The organism is Roseomonas sp. E05 (genome assembly GCF_030063475.1).
GTDB lineage: Bacteria > Pseudomonadota > Alphaproteobacteria > Acetobacterales > Acetobacteraceae > Pseudoroseomonas.
On sequence record NZ_JASIRT010000004.1, the window covers coordinates 236,462 to 249,940 of the forward strand.

At 72.5% G+C, this 13,479-nt stretch carries 9 protein-coding genes; 3 read left to right on the top strand and 6 right to left on the bottom strand.

All coding sequences use genetic code 11. The annotated features are described in order from the left end of the window. Window positions 1–14: 14 nt before the first annotated feature. From QMO56_RS06925 to QMO56_RS06940, 4 genes are all read right to left on the bottom strand, one after another. On the bottom strand, window positions 15–695 hold the full coding sequence (locus QMO56_RS06925) for a lactate utilization protein (protein WP_283524426.1): 681 nt from the start codon (window positions 693–695) through the stop codon (window positions 15–17). After that, a complete protein-coding gene (locus QMO56_RS06930; protein WP_283524428.1) occupies window positions 692–2,122 on the bottom strand; it encodes a LutB/LldF family L-lactate oxidation iron-sulfur protein in 1,431 nt (476 codons plus the stop codon). Before QMO56_RS06930 ends, QMO56_RS06925 begins: the two co-directional genes overlap by 4 nt. A 114-nt stretch (window positions 2,123–2,236) precedes the next feature. Then, a complete protein-coding gene (locus QMO56_RS06935) occupies window positions 2,237–2,587 on the bottom strand; it encodes a hypothetical protein (protein WP_283524430.1) in 351 nt (116 codons plus the stop codon). A 135-nt stretch (window positions 2,588–2,722) separates the two neighbouring features. After that, the gene (locus QMO56_RS06940; RefSeq protein WP_283524431.1) at window positions 2,723–2,920 is read right to left on the bottom strand and encodes a hypothetical protein; all 198 of its coding nucleotides are present in this window, start codon (window positions 2,918–2,920) and stop codon (window positions 2,723–2,725) included. A gap of 197 nt (window positions 2,921–3,117) precedes the next feature. Here QMO56_RS06940 and QMO56_RS06945 point away from each other — a divergent pair, with 197 nt between their 5' ends. After that, window positions 3,118–3,456 (top strand): hypothetical protein, encoded by a 339-nt coding sequence (locus QMO56_RS06945; protein WP_283524433.1) that lies wholly within the window; start codon window positions 3,118–3,120, stop codon window positions 3,454–3,456. Window positions 3,457–3,558: 102 nt separating this feature from the next. Here QMO56_RS06945 and QMO56_RS06950 read toward each other — a convergent pair whose 3' ends face one another. Both QMO56_RS06950 and mutS read right to left on the bottom strand, forming a co-directional pair. After that, entirely contained in the window at window positions 3,559–6,396 is a 2,838-nt protein-coding gene (locus QMO56_RS06950) for a [protein-PII] uridylyltransferase (RefSeq protein ID WP_408906510.1), read from the bottom strand. Then, complete coding sequence (gene mutS / locus QMO56_RS06955) at window positions 6,393–9,128, bottom strand: DNA mismatch repair protein MutS (protein WP_283524434.1); 2,736 nt, start codon at window positions 9,126–9,128, stop codon at window positions 6,393–6,395. The genes QMO56_RS06950 and mutS overlap by 4 nt, the downstream gene beginning before the upstream one ends. A 236-nt stretch (window positions 9,129–9,364) precedes the next feature. On the opposite strand from mutS, the gene QMO56_RS06960 reads away from it, so the two are divergent. Next, window positions 9,365–10,942, top strand: coding sequence for an ABC transporter substrate-binding protein (locus QMO56_RS06960; RefSeq protein ID WP_283524436.1), 1,578 nt, complete (start codon window positions 9,365–9,367; stop codon window positions 10,940–10,942). A gap of 231 nt (window positions 10,943–11,173) precedes the next feature. Then, window positions 11,174–13,471 (top strand): NADP-dependent malic enzyme, encoded by a 2,298-nt coding sequence (locus QMO56_RS06965; RefSeq protein WP_283524438.1) that lies wholly within the window; start codon window positions 11,174–11,176, stop codon window positions 13,469–13,471. Window positions 13,472–13,479: the final 8 nt, after the last annotated feature.

Here is a 13,479-nt window from a genome sequence, read left to right on the forward strand (position 1 = left end):
GGCGGCAACCCCCCTCAGCCGACCAGGATCACATGCAGCCGGCGCGGGCCATGCGCGCCCAGCTCCAGCGTCTGCTCGATGTCGGCACTGCGCGAGGGGCCGGTCACCAGCATCACGTTGCGCGGCATGAAGCCGCCCGTCAGCGCGTCGCGGTTCTCGGCGCGCAACAGGTCCCAGGCCTCCTCATAGGCGCCGACGACGCGGTCGGCGTGCAGCACCACCACCTCCGTCTCCGGCAGCAGGTTCAGCGTGGTGGGGCGCCCCGGCGCCGCCGGCAGCATCAGCGTGCCGGTCTCCGCGATCCCGGCATAGCCATGCTGGAGCGAGACCTGATCCGTCCCCTCGGCCCGCCGCCGCTCCACCATCAGCAGCGGGTGGTCGGCCCAGGGCAGCCCCTCCAGCTCCGGATGCGGCGCCATCACGAAGCGCGGCCCGAGGTTCTGCCCGGCCAGATAGTCCATCAGCGCCGCCGGCACCTGCGCGGCGTCGGGAACGCGCTCCACCGTGCCGAACTCCGCCTCCACCCGCGCGATGAACAGCGCCACCTGCCCGTCATGCGGCAGCCGCGAGCGCGCCGGGATCAGGTGGCGTGGATGGCTCTCCAGCCGGTGCCGCAGCATCGCCTGCTGGTCTGCCGGCAGTTCCCCGCGCTTCAGCCCGCGCCGGATGCCGCCGAGAATCGCCTCGCGGCTCATGCCCGCCGCCCCCGCTGCTGCCGCTGGTAGCGGTCCATGAAGGTGCCGCCGGGCTCGGGCGCCGGCAGGTCGCGCCCCTCGGTCCAGCCACCGGCCCCCGGCAGCTTCGTGAAGGCCCCCTTGCCCCGCCCGAAGCGCGCCAGCGCGCCGATCCCCAGCCGCATCGCCAGCCGGTAGGCCTCCGGCCGCCGCGCCAGCCAGGCCCAGAGCCGCAGCGCCCGCCGCTGGGTGGGCGGCGTCAGGTGCCGCTCGAACTCCCGCTCCCGCCAGTGCCGCATCAGCTTGGGCAGCGGGATCTTCACCGGGCAGACGCTCTCGCAGCGGCCGCAGAAGGTGGAGGCATTCGGCAGGTGCCCCGCCTTGTCCACGCCGACCAGCGCGGGCGTCAGCACGCTGCCCATCGGCCCGGGATAGACCCAGCCATAGGCATGCCCGCCGGTCACGCCATAGACCGGGCAGTGGTTCATGCAGGCGGCGCAGCGGATGCAGCGCAGCATGTCCTGGAACTCGGTGCCGACCATGTTGGAGCGGCCATTGTCCACCAGCACCACATGGTATTCCTCCGGCCCGTCCAGGTCGCCCTGCCGCCGCACGCCGGTGGAGAAGGTGGTGTAGACGGAAAAATCCTGCCCGGTGGCGGAACGTGCCAGCAGCCGCAGCAGCGAGGTGCAGTCCTCCAGCGTCGGCACCACCTTCTCGATGCTGGCCAGCGCGATATGCACGCGCGGCAGGGTCTGCGTCAGGTCGCCATTGCCCTCATTGGTCACGATCACCGAGGAGCCGGTCTCGGCGATCAGGAAGTTGGCGCCCGTGATGCCCACATCGGCCGCCAGGAAGCGCGCCCGGAGCCGCCCGCGCGCCTCCTCCAGGATGTCCCGCCGCTGTGCGAAGCTCCGGTCGAAGGGCAGGTCGATATGCGACTTGCGGAAGGTGTCCTCCCAGTCCTCGCGGTTGAGGTGGAAGGCCGGGCCGATGATGTGGCTCGGCGGCTCCTTGCGGAGCTGCAGGATGTACTCGCCGAGGTCGGTCTCCACCGGCTCGATGCCGTTCGCCTCCAGGTGGTCGTTGATCCCGAGTTCCTCGGAGATCATCGACTTGCCCTTGGTCACGGTGCGGGCGCCGGCCTTGCGGCAGATCTCCAGCACCGCGGCGCGCGCCTCCTCGGCGGTGGAGCACCAGTGGACATGCCCGCCCGCCGCCTCGACCTTGGCGGCATAGGCCTCCAGGTAGAAGTCGAGATTCGCCAGGGTGTGGTTCTTGATGTCGCGCCCGGTCTCGCGCAGCCGCTCGAACTCGGGCAGCGCCGCGACGGCGCGGCTGCGCTTGGCATGGGCGGAGGGGCCGGACCGGCTCAGCGCCTTCTGCAGGCCGGTATCGGCCAGGGCGCGGGCGGCATTGGCCTTGAAGGCGGGCGAGGTGACGTGCACGGGCGAGAACTCCTCCGGGCGTCACCTGAATGTAGCGGGAACGGCGCGGGCGGAAAGGGGATGACCCTTCCGGCGCGCCCTGGCGGAGCGGCGGGCGCCGCTCCGCCGGTCACCTCAGGGGCGCGTCACCGTGTCCTGCCCCACGTCGCTCTGGCCCTGGATCGGCGAGATGGTGCCGGTGCCGGCGGTGCGGCCGCCACGGCCGGCGCGGGTGGGCGCCACGCTGTCCTGGCCCTGCACCGGCGAGATGGTGCCGGTGCCGGCGGTCGGCACGCCCGGGGTGTTGCGGGTGGGCGGCACGCTGTTCATGCCCTGGACCGGCGAGATGGTGCCCGTGCCGGCGGTCGGTGCGCCACTGCCCATCGGTCCGGCGGGCCCGTTCGCGAGGCCACTGCCGGTCTGCGACTGGCCGCAGGCCGCCAGCATGAGAGCCAGGCCACCGATCAGGGCGAAGGATGTGCGCATGTGCTTTCTCCGTTGTGGTGACGCGGGGAAGGCCGCGCCGGCGGAGGACTAAATCCGCCCGATCGGAAAGGTTGCGCCTTTGCATCCGTCAGCTTGGCCGCAGGCCGGGCGGGCGCGCCAGGCCAAGCCAGGCCCTCACCGCCCGGTGACGGTGCTCGGCCCCACGTCGTTCTGGCCCTGGATCGGCGCGATGCTGCTGGTGCTGGAGCCGGTGGTCGACATTCCGCTGGCCCCGGTCGGTGCCGCGGGCCCGCTTCCGCCACCCGGCCGCATCGGGCCGCAGGCTGCCAGCACGAGGCCGAGGCCGCCGATCAGGGCATGGGAGATTCGCATGGTCTTTCCCCGCTGTGAGCGCGCTGCAAGGCGCGCCGGATGGAAGGCTGCAATGGATAAGGGGCGGCCTGCCTCCGCCGTCAGAGCGCCTGCGGAAGGCGGGGCGCCTGCCTGGCAGGCGCCCTCCGAGGCCTTGCCGGCGCGCGGACTGCCTCTTCGCTCCGCCCTTGCGCGCGGCCCCACGGCTCCGGGCGGGCATGCCGGCCCGCCAGGCGTCTCAGCCACCGCTGCCGGAGCCGCCGCTGCCGCCCGAGCTCGAGCCCGAATTGCTGCCGCTGCCCTGGCCGCCCGGGCTGGGCGTGCCGATGCCGGTGCTGTTCGGGCCGCCGACGCCGGAGCCGGTGCTGGGCGTGCCGCTCTGGCTTCCGGAGGGGTTCAGGGGCACGCCGCTGGTGGTGCCGCTTGCCGCGCCCCGGGAGGAGGTGCCGGTGGTCGAAGAGGTGCCCGAGCCGGTGGTCGAAGACGTGCCCGAGCCGGTGGTCTGGGCAGCGGCGGGCGTGGCCAGGGCCAGTGCAAGGCCGGCGATGAGAGCATAGGACGTGCGCATCGGGGTTTTCTCCGTTGGGGCGGCGCGATCTGGTGCCGCGCCGGTAACGGACTCAAACTTCCGGCGGGGGAAAGGTTCCCCCCGACCGAAATCACCCCCCGCTGGACTCCTCGCCGCCCGGCGGGGTCAGCGCGGCGAGCAGCGCCGCCCGCAGCGTCGCCAGCTTGCGCTCGTTCTCGATCTTCAGCCCGAACACGTCCTTCACGTAGAACACGTCCACCGCCCGCACGCCGTAGGTGGTGATGTGGGCCGAGGCGATCTGCACGCCCTGCGCCGAGATGGCGGCGGTGACGTCGTGCAGCAGGCCCGGCCGGTCCCGCCCGTTCAGCTCGATGACGGTGTGGGTGTTGCTGGCGAAGTTGTCGATCACCACGCGCCCCGGCACCTGCACCGCGCGCAGCCGCGCCGGCTCGCGCCGCACCTTGCCGATCTCCTGCACCAGGTTGAGCCGGCCGGAAAGCGCCTGCTCGATCAGCACGGAAAGCCGTGCCAGCCGGTGCGGCGCGTCCAGCGCGCCGCCCTGCGCGTCCTGCACCCAGAAGGTGTCGAGCGCCATGCCGTTGGTCATGGTGTGGATGCGCGCGTCCACGATGGTGGCGCCGCCCACCGCCAGCGCGCCCGCGATGCGGCTGAACAGGCCGGGATGGTCGGAGCAGTAGACCGTCACCTCCGTCACCGCCCGCGCCTCCAGCACGCGGGTGGCGATGGAGAGCGGAATGTCCTGCGCCTCCGCATCGCGGATCATGGCGGCATGGCGGGCATGGCTCTCCGGGTCGAAGGAGAGCCAGTAGCCGGGATAGCCGAGGCCGAGGAAATGCTCCACCGTCTCCTTCGGCTGGTCCCGCAGCATGGCGGCGGCGGCCTGCTTGGCGCGTGCCACGCGCACGTCGCGCTCCGGCACGGAGAGCCCGCCGGCCAGCACCTCGGCCACGCGCCAGTACAGCTCGCGCAGCAGCGTCGCCTTCCAGCCGTTCCACACCTTGGGGCCCACGGCGCGCATGTCCGCCACCGTCAGCACCAGCAGCAGCCGCAGCCGCTCGGGCGACTGCACGACCTCGGCGATGTCGAGGATGGTCTTGGGGTCGTCGATGTCGCGCTTGAAGGCGGTCTGGCTGACGAGGAGGTGGTTCAGCACCAGCCAGGAGACGGTCTCGGTCTCCTCCGGGCTGAGGCCGAGGCGCGGGCAGATCTCCAGCGCCAGCCCGGCGCCGAGTTCCGAATGGTCGCCGCCGCGGCCCTTGGCGATGTCGTGCAGCAGCACCGAGACGTAGAGCGCGCGGCGCGAATGCACCTGGCCGACCAGCTCGCTGGCCACCGGCGCCGCCTCGTCCAGCAGGCCCGCCTCCAGCTGGTTGAGCACGGCGACCGCCTCGATCGTGTGCTCCTCCACGGTGAAGACGTGGTAGGTGTCGAACTGCATCAGCCCGACGATGCGCGCCCAGTCCGGGATGAAGCGCGAGAGGAAGCCCACCTCGTTCAGCACGCGGATCCAGCGCGCCGAATCGCGGCCGGTCAGCAGGTCGAGGAACAGCGTGTTGGCCGTCGGATCGCCGCGCAGGCGCTGCGCCGCGGGGGCGTTGCGGATCAGCGCGCGATAGGCCAGCGGGTGCAGCGCGATCGCGCGGTCCCGCGCCGCGCGCAGCAGGCGCAGCATGACGACGGGGTCGCTGCCGGCGTCATGGTCGGGCAGGATCAGCAGCTTGCCGTCGGCCACCGCCACCCCCTCGCCGGCCAGCGCCGGGTCGGGCGCGCGGGTGACGGCGGGCGGGCCGAGCGTCGCGCGCTCGATCGCCGGCTCCAGCAGGCGGGAGAGCCGCACCACGTCCCGCACCGTCAGGAACAGGTGCTTCATGAAGCGCTCCACCCCGTCCTGCTTGCCGTGGCGGGTATAGCCCATGCGGGCGCCGACCACGGGCTGCAGGTCGAAGGTGAGCCGCTCCTCGGCGCGGCCGGTGACGTAGTGCAGATGGAAGCGGACGGTCCAGAGAAAGTCCCAGGCGCGCTTGAAGGCGCGCGCCTCGCGCGCCGTCAGCAGCCCGCCGCCCGGGCTCTCCGGCCCGACCAGCTCGGGCATCCGCTTCACCCCGAAGGCGTAGCGCGCCAGCCAGTACATGGTCTGCACGTCGCGCAGCCCGCCGCGCCCCTCCTTGATGTGCGGCTCCACCAGATAGGGGCTGTCGCCGTAGCGATGGTGGCGGGCGGTGCGCTCGGCGCGCTTGGCGGTGAGGAACTGGCCCACGCCCCAGTCCTGCCGCGCCTGGGCGAAGGCCGTCTCGAAGCGGTCGAAGACGGCGGCATCCCCGGCCAGGAAGCGGCTGTCGAGCAGGGCGGTCTGGATGGTGACGTCGGACCGCGCATCCTCCAGGCACTCATGGATGCTGCGGGTGGCGTGGCCGACCTTCAGCCCGAGATCCCAGAGCAGGTAGAGCATGAACTCCACCGCGCGCCGCCCGCGCGGGCCGAGCGGCGCGTCGGAGAGGAAGAGCAGGTCGATGTCGGAATAGGGCGCCAGCACGCCGCGCCCATAGCCGCCGGTCGCCGCCAGCACGAAGGGCGGCTCGGCGGCGGCGAAGGGGTTGGTGTCCGCCTCGCCACCCAAGGGCGCGACCTGGGCGGGTGCGACCTGGGCGGGCGCGACCTGCGCCAGGGTATAGGCGTGGATGGCAAAGATCAGCCCGTCCGTCAGCTCGCCCAGCATCCGCGCGGCGGTCAGGCCGGAGAGGGCATGCGCCTCGAAGGCCTCCTGCACGCGGGACTGGATGCGGCCGAGCTGCCGCCGCAGCAGCGTCAGCGCCGCCTCGCGCGGCACCGGCGCGCCGGGCCGGGGGATCAGGTCGAGGGCGACGTCGGGGAGCGGCCGCATCGGCGCGGCGGAGAGCGCGTCGATGGCAGCGACAGGGGCATCTGGCAGGTCGCCGGAGCTTCTCATTTGGCGGATGATACTGCGCTGTGTGCTGCGGCAACAGCTTCGTGAGCCGTTTTGGCGGAATCATTGCCGCCATGCAGCATGCGCAGGCGATAGAGCGCCTCTAGCGCTTCCCGTGGCGAGAGTGTATCCGGGTCCAGCGCCTCCAGCGCGTGCAGGGCGGGGTGGAATGTGTCCTGCGGTTGTGGCTCGGGCGTCGGGGGCGCGGCGGCGCGGCCATGGAACAGCGGCAGTTCCTCGGCCAGCGGCTCCAGCCCGCCCGCCCGCTCCTCCAGCGCCGCCAGCACCGCGCCGGCCCGCTGCACCACCGCGCGCGGCACGCCGGCGAGGCGCGCCACATGCAGCCCCCAGGACTTCTCCGCCGCGCCGGGACCGACCAGGTGCTGGAACACCACCTCGCCGCGATGCTCGCGCACCTTCATATGCGCCAGCTGCAGCTCCGGCAGCTTGCCCCCGAGCGCCGTCAGCTCATGGAAGTGGGTGGCGAAGACGGCGCGGCAGCGGATGCGGTCGTGCAGCGCCTCCAGCACGCTCCAGGCGATGGCCAGCCCGTCCCAGGTGGCGGTGCCGCGCCCGACCTCGTCCAGCACCACCAGCGAGCGGGATGTGGCCTGGTTCAGGATGGCGGCGGTCTCCGTCATCTCCACCATGAAGGTGGAGCGCCCGCCGGCGATGTCGTCCGCCGCGCCGACGCGCGAGAACAGCCGGTCCACCAGCCCGATCCGCGCCGCGGCCGCCGGCACAAAGAGCCCGGCCTGGGCCAGCACCACCATGATGGCGTTCTGCCGGAGGAAGGTGGACTTGCCCGCCATGTTCGGCCCGGTCAGCAGGCAGAGCCGCTGCCCCGGCGAAAGGTCGGCGTCATTGGGCACGAAGGCCGGCCCGCGGTTGCGCGCCAGCGCCGCCTCGACCACGGGGTGGCGCCCCTGGCGGATGCGGAACTCGGGCCGCTCCACCATCTCCGGCCGGCACCAGCCGCCCTCGACGGCGAGCGCCGCGGCGGCGGCGTGGATGTCCACTTCCGCCATGGCCGCCGCGGCGGCGTCGATGCCGCGCGCCGCGCGCAGGCAGAGGTCGCGCAGGTGGCGCACCACGGCGGCCTCGCGCCGCGCCGCCTGCTCGCCGGCGGCGGCCAGCTTGCGGTCCAGCTCGGCCAGTGCGGCGCAGGTGAAGCGGTGCGCATTGGCCATGGTCTGCCGGTGCACCGGCGCCTGCGGCGTGCCGGCCAGCTTCGGCGGCGGCGCGCGCAGCAGCTTCTCGCCGGCCGCCGCCGGCATCTCGGCGAGAAAGCCGAACTGCTGGTGGTGGCGGATCTTCAGGCTGGCCACGCCCCAGGCCTGGGCGAGGTCGAGCTGCATCGCCGCGATGGCGCCGCGCGCGTCGTCGCGCATCCGGCGCAGCGCGTCCAGCTCGCCGTCATAGCCGGCGGCGACGATGTTGCCGTCCTCCAGCCGCGCCGGCAGTTCGGCGGCCAGCGCGCGCGCCAGCTCGCCGCGCGGCGAGTCCGCCGGCAGCAGCGCCGCGCGCGCGCCCTCCAGCAGCGCGGGAAGCGGCGCCGCTTCCGTCTGCCCCTGGGCCAGCGCGTCGGCCATCATCTCGGCGCGCTCCAGGCTGTCGCGGATGGCGGCGAGGTCGCGCGGCGCGAAGCGGTCGAGCGCCAGTCGCGCCAGGGCGCGGGCCATGTCCGGCGCCCCCTTCAGCGCGGCGCGCAGCCCGGCCGCCAGCGGCGGCGCCTCCAGCAGGGCCTGCACCGCGTCGTGCCGCGCCGCGATCGCCGCCGCCTCGGTCAGCGGCGCGCCCAGCCGCGCGGCGAGTTCGCGGCAGCCGGCGGCGGTCAGCGTGCGGTCCACCGCCCCGAGCAGGCAGTTGCGCGTCTCGCCGCGCTCGCTCTTCAGGATCTCCAGCGAGCGGCGGGTGGCGGCGTCCATCCGCAGCGTCGCGCGCCCGCCCTGCGGCTCCGGCGGGCGCAGGCGCGGCGCCGCCTCGCCCTGGGTGCGGCGGACATAGTCGAGCGCCAGCGCGCAGGCGGCCAGCTCCGCCTCGGTGAAGCTGCCGAACCCCTCCAGCGTGGCCACCTCGAAGAAGCCGGCCAGCCGCCCCGCCGGGTCGCGCGCCGGCTCCAGGTGGCTGACCCGCTCGGTGAAGGGCCGCAGCGCCGCCAGCTCGGAAAGCTCCTCCGGCACCAGAACCTCGGCGGGATCGAGCCGCGCCAGCAGCGCGGGCAGCTCGGCCACCGGCAGCGTCTCGCAGGCGAAGGCGCCGGTGGAGAGGTCGGCCCAGGCGGCGCCCCACTCCCCCTCGGCGCGCGCCAGTGCCAGCAGCCAGGCCGGGCGGGCGCCGTCCAGCAGCGCCTCCTCCGTCACCGTGCCCGGCGTGACCAGCCGCACCACCTCGCGCCGGATGGTCGGCGCCTTGCGCGCCTTGGCCTGCTCCGGCGTCTCCCGCTGCTCGCAGATGGCGACGCGGAAGCCGTGGCGGATCAGCCGCGCCAGGTAGTTCTCCATGGCGTGCACCGGCACGCCCGCCATCGGCACCGGCTCGCCGCGATGCTCGCCCCGGTGGGAGACCGCCAGCCCCAGCGCCTCGCCCGCCCGCGCCGCGTCGTCGAAGAACAGCTCGAAGAAGTCGCCCATGCGGAAGAAGACGAGCGCATCCGGATGCGCCTGCTTGGCGGCGAACCACTGCGCGAGGGCCGGCGTCGCGCCCTCGGGCGAGGGGTAGGGGCGGGAGGTCATCCCCCTTTCCTAGAGCAGGTCACGGCGGCGGGGGAAGCAGCGGGGGAGAATGAATTCTCCCCCGCGCCCCCTCTTCTTTTTTCTGTTCGTTTGGCGTTCCCCTGCGGCCTGGCGCGCGCATGACTGGCAGAAAAAAGATGGGGGTCTGGGGGAATTCATTCCCCCAGCCTTCTTGGCACCCCGGGGAGAGGCGGGCAGGGTGCGCCCCCAGGAAAGCACCAAGGGGCAAGACCACCATGAACCTGCACCGCCGCACCTTTCTCGGCGCCGGCGCCGCGCTGCTCGCCGCGCCGGCGCTCGCCCAGGGCAGCAAGGGCAGCAGCACGCTGCGCTTCATCCCGCAGGCCAATCTGAGCGCGCTGGACCCGATCTGGACCACCGCCACCGTCACCGCCAACCACGGCTACTACGTCTTCGACGTGCTCTATGCCGTGAACAGGGCGGGCGAGGTGAAGCCGCAGATGGCCGAGGGCCACGAGGTCTCGGAGGACGGGCTGCGCTGGCGCATCCGCCTGCGCCCGAACCTGAAGTTCCACGATGGCGAGCCCGTGCGCGCGGCCGACTGCGTCGCCAGCCTCAAGCGCTGGGCGGCGCGCGACGGCTTCGGCCAGCTGCTCGCCAAGGTGGTGGAGGAGTGGCGCGCGGCGGATGACCGCACCATCGAGATCCGCCTCACCCGGCCCTTCCCGCTGCTGCCGCTGGCGATCGGCAAGCCGGACGCCAATGCCGCCTTCATCATGCCCGAGCGCCTCGCCAGGACCGATGCCAACAAGGCCGTCACGGAGATGGTGGGCTCCGGCCCCTATCGCTTCCTGGCCGGCGAGTACAATTCCGGCAGCCGCGTGGCCTACGAGAAGTTCGACGGCTACGTGCCGCGCGACGAGCCGCCCGACGCCGCCGCCGGCGGCAAGGTCGCGCATTTCCAGCGCATCGAATGGATGATCATCCCTGACCCCGCCACCGCCGCGGCGGCGCTGATGAACGGCGAGGCCGACTGGTGGGAGCGCCCGCTCTCCGACCTGCAGCCGATGCTGGCCAGCAACCGCGACATCCGCCGCGAGGTGACGGACCCGGCCGGCCGGCTGGCGCTGATGCGGCTGAACTGTCTGCACCCGCCCTTCAACGACGTGAAGGTCCGGCGCGCCGTGCTGCAGTCGGTGATCCAGGAGAACTACATGCGCGCCAGCCAGGGCGACGACACCTCCACCTGGACCGACACGCGCAGCATCTTCCCCAAGCACACGCCCTACTACCAGGACCATGCCGACCTGATGCCGGGCGACCTCGACAAGGCCCGCGCCACGCTGAAGGAGGCCGGCTACACCGACCAGAAGACCGTCATCATCAACCCGACCGACTTTCCCGATATCGGCCCGCTCGGCCAGGTGACGGCGGACGCGCTGAAGCGCATCGGCATGAACGTCGATCTGGCGGAGAGCGACTGGGGCACGGTGATCCAGCGGCGCGGCTCGCGCGAGCCGGTGGAGAAGGGCGGCTGGAGCATCTTCCACACCACCGGTCCCTCCTCCTACTACGGCAACCCGGCGATGTCCCCGCTGATCCGCGGCCAGGGCGCCGAGGGCTGGTTCGGCTGGTGGAAGAGCGACCGCGCCGAGGCGCTGACGCAGGAATGGCTCTACGCCAAGGACGATGCGGCGCAGCGCAAGGCGGCGCTGGAGCTGGGCCGGCTCGGCCTGGAGGAGGTTTCCACCGTCCCGCTCGGCCAGTTCACCATCCGCACCGCCTTCCGCAAGGACATCACCGGCATCCTGGAGGCCCCGGCGCCCCTCCCCTGGAACGTCCGGCGGACCTGAGAAAGGTCGGGGGGAAGGAATTCCCCCCGAACCCCCCATCTTCTTTCTGTCCGTGGAAGGGCTCGCGGGCCGCCGGCGCGGGAACCCGGGGAAAGAAGAAGGGGGGCGGGGAAATTCATTCCCCCGGCCTTTGCCGCGCTCGCGTTCTACCGCACCCGCGAAGCGGCTGCCTTTCGCGCATCGCCCGGGACCGACATAAAGGGGGGTGAGAAGCACGGGAGCCCCGAGGACATGGACGACGCGAAGAAAATGCCAGTGGGCGACACCCGCACCGCCCGCATCACCGCCGAGGAGGCGCTCGCCCTGCATGCGGAAGGCAAGCCGGGCAAGCTGGAGATCCGCCTCACCAAGCCGCTGACCACGGCGCGCGACCTGTCGCTGGCCTATTCGCCCGGCGTGGCCGAGCCCTGCCTGCACATCCACCGCGACCCGGCGCTGGCCTATGACTACACCGCCAAGGGCAACATGGTGGCGGTCATCTCGAACGGCACCGCCGTGCTCGGCCTCGGCAACCTCGGCGCGCTGGCCTCCAAGCCGGTGATGGAGGGCAAGGCCGCGCTGTTCAAGCGCTTCGCCGACGTGGACGCCATCGACCTCTGCATCTCCACCGAGGACGTGGACGAGTTCGTCAACGCCGTGCGCTATCTCGGCCCCTCCTTCGGCGGCATCAACCTGGAGGACATCAAGGCCCCGGAATGCTTCGTCATCGAGCAGCGCCTGCGCGAGCTGATGGACATCCCGGTCTTCCATGACGACCAGCACGGCACCGCCATCGTCGCCGCCGCCGGGCTGATCAACGCCTGCCACCTGACCGGCCGCGCGCTGTCGGAAACCCGCCTCGTCATCAACGGCGCGGGTTCCGCCGCCATCGCCTGCGCCGAGCTGGTGAAGGCGATGGGCATGAAGCCCGAGAACATCCTGATGTGCGACACCAAGGGCGTGCTCTACCGCGGCCGCGAGCAGGGCATGAACCAGTGGAAGTCGGCGCACGCCGTCACCACCGACCGCCGCACCCTCGCCCAGGCGCTGGAAGGGGCGGACGCCTTCTTCGGCCTCTCGGTGAAGGGCGCCGTGACCGCCGACATGGTCCGCGCGATGGCGCCGAACCCGATCATCTTCGCCATGGCCAACCCCGACCCCGAGATCACCCCGGACGAGGCGCGCGCCGTCCGCCCGGACGTCATCATCGCGACGGGCCGCTCGGACTACCCGAACCAGGTCAACAACGTCCTCGGCTTCCCCTTCATCTTCCGCGGCGCGCTCGACGTCCGCGCCAGCACCATCAACGACGCGATGAAGGTCGCGGCGGCCGAGGCGCTGGCCATGCTGGCGCGCGAGGACGTGCCGGAGGAAGTCGCCGGCGCCGGCGGCGGCAAGGGCCTGCGCTTCGGCCCGGAATACATCATCCCGCACGCCTTCGACCCGCGGCTGATCGCCCGCGTCTCCCCCGCCGTCGCCAGGGCGGCGATGGAGACCGGCGTCGCCCGCCGCCCGCTCCCCGACCTCAACCGCTATTCCCGCGGCCTCGCCGGGCGCCTGGATGCCGCCGTCAACGCGCTGGAGATCATCACCGAGCGCCTGAAGGCCAATCCGCGCAAGGTGGTCTTCGCCGAGGGCGAGGAGGAGAAGGTCATCCGCGCCGCCATCGCCTACCGCCAGTCCGGCTACGGCACCCCCGTGCTGGTCGGGCGGGAGGACCGCATCAACGCCACCGTCGCCGCGCTCGGCATCCCGCTGCCGGAAGGCGTCGAGATCCACAACGCCCGCCTCTCCGACAGCAACCGCCGCTACGCCGAGCACCTCTATGCCCGCAAGCAGCGCCAGGGCTTCCTGTTCCGCGACTGCCAGCGCCTGGTGAACCAGGACCGCAACGCCTTCGGCGCCTGCATGGTGGCCCTCGGCGACGCCGACGCCATGGTCTCCGGCATCACCCGCTCCACCAACGACACGCTGGAGAACGTGCGGCTCGCCATCGACACCGCGCCGGAAACGGTGCTCTTCGGCCTGACGCTGATGCTGGCGCGCCGCTCCGGCACCGTGCTGGTGGCCGACACCGCCATCCACGAGCGGCCGGATGCCGCGACGCTGGCCGGCATCGCCATCCAGTCCGCCGCCGAGGCCCGCAAGCTCGGCCTGACCCCGCGCGTCGCCTTCCTCTCCTTCTCCACCTTCGGCGATCCGGGCGGCACCATCACCGGCCCGCTGCGCGAGGCGGTGCGCCTGCTCGACCAGAAGGGCGTGGACTTCGAGTACGACGGCGAAATGGCCGCCGACGTGGCGCTGAACCCGCAGCTCCGCGCGCTCTACCCCTTCTGCCGCCTGACCGGCCCGGCCAACATCCTGGTCATGCCCGGCCTGCACGCCGCCCACATCCTGACCAAGGCGGTGCCGCACCTGACCAGCGCCACCACCATCGGGCCGCTGCTGGTCGGCCTGGAGAAGCCGGTGCAGCTCGTGAACATGGGCAGCACCGTTACCCAGATCCTGGAAATGGCCTGCCTCGCCGCGCACGCCTCGATCCGGCGCTGAGGGAAAAA